This window comes from Photorhabdus hindustanensis (genome assembly GCF_002968995.1).
Classification (GTDB): Bacteria; Pseudomonadota; Gammaproteobacteria; order Enterobacterales; family Enterobacteriaceae; genus Photorhabdus; species Photorhabdus akhurstii.
On the sequence record NZ_PUWT01000134.1, the window covers coordinates 1 to 1,205 of the forward strand.

Consider the following 1,205-nt stretch of genomic DNA (forward strand, 5'->3'; position numbering starts at 1 on the left):
GCCCGTTTGACCTGCCGGTCGCCCGGCGTGACGGCGAGGGGCATCGCTGGCAGTATCGTTATGATGCCGACACGCTGCAACTGACGCAGGTGATTAACCCGCAGGGGGAAACTTACACCTACACCCTGGATGCGGACGGGCGGGTTATCACCGAGCAGGATTATGCCGGCACGCAGTGGCATTATCGTTATGACCGGTCGGGGAACTGCATTGAAAAGCGGGACGGGGAAGAGAACGTGACCCGCTATGATTATGATGCCGCCCGCCGGCTGACGACGCTGCGCGCCCCGGAAGGGACCACCCGTTATCATTACGACATCCTGGGCCGGCTGTTAACCGTGGACTCCCCGGACAGCGCCCTGCATTTTGAATATGACGAGCAGGACCGGATAGTGCGAGAAATTCAGCCGCACGGCGAGATTCAGCGTCACTACCCGGATAACCGCACGGTAGAACGGCAGTTATTCACCGGCGAAACAGCGCCGGTTGCCGGCCCGGCCCGGTTTACCGGGCAGTCCTACCTCTGCCGCTGGCAGAGTCGCCGGGAAGTCAACCGGGTGGGGGAACTGATTAAGCTGGCGCTGGAGGAACAATCGCCCCTGACCATCGAGCGGGATGACGCCGGCCGGGACACGGGCCGTTACGTGGAAGGGGGATTTATTCTGCGTCAGCAGTACAGCCTGATGGGCCAGTTAACCGCGCAACGGGCCGGCCGTAATCCCTATTTTTTCCGGCCGGCTGAACCGGACGAGATTGAAGGACCCGCTTACGCGGGGGTGGCCCGCCGGTATGAATACGATGCCGCACTGAACCTGACCTCGGTCAGTGATGACGGGCAGCCGTTAAATTATCTCCTCAACGGCAACGGCCAGGTGATGTCGGTGGGGGAGGGCCGGACACTGCGGGAGCATTATCAGTATGATGAGACCGGGTACCCGTCAAGACGGTTTGACGGGGTGCAGGAGATTATGGGGGAAACCCTCTATCAGGAGGGCCATCGCCTGAACTGGGTGGACTCGCACCGGTTTGTTTACGACCGGGCCGGCCGCATGCAGGAGAAGCAGTTTTTAGCGGAAGGTTGCCGGCTGGCGCTGACGACATACCGGTGGAACAGCCAGAATCAGCTGACCGGCCTTATCACCCCGGACGGGATACCGTGGGAATATCGCTATGACGCTTTCGGGCGGCGGACAGAAAAACGGTGT

Annotated in this window: 1 protein-coding gene; it reads left to right on the forward strand. The window is 61.1% G+C overall.

Going from position 1 to position 1,205, the window contains the following annotated elements; genetic code table 11:
* Window positions 1-1,205 (forward strand): RHS repeat domain-containing protein (locus tag C6H66_RS24580; protein ID WP_146111135.1); only part of this gene is annotated, 1,205 nt, incomplete at both ends.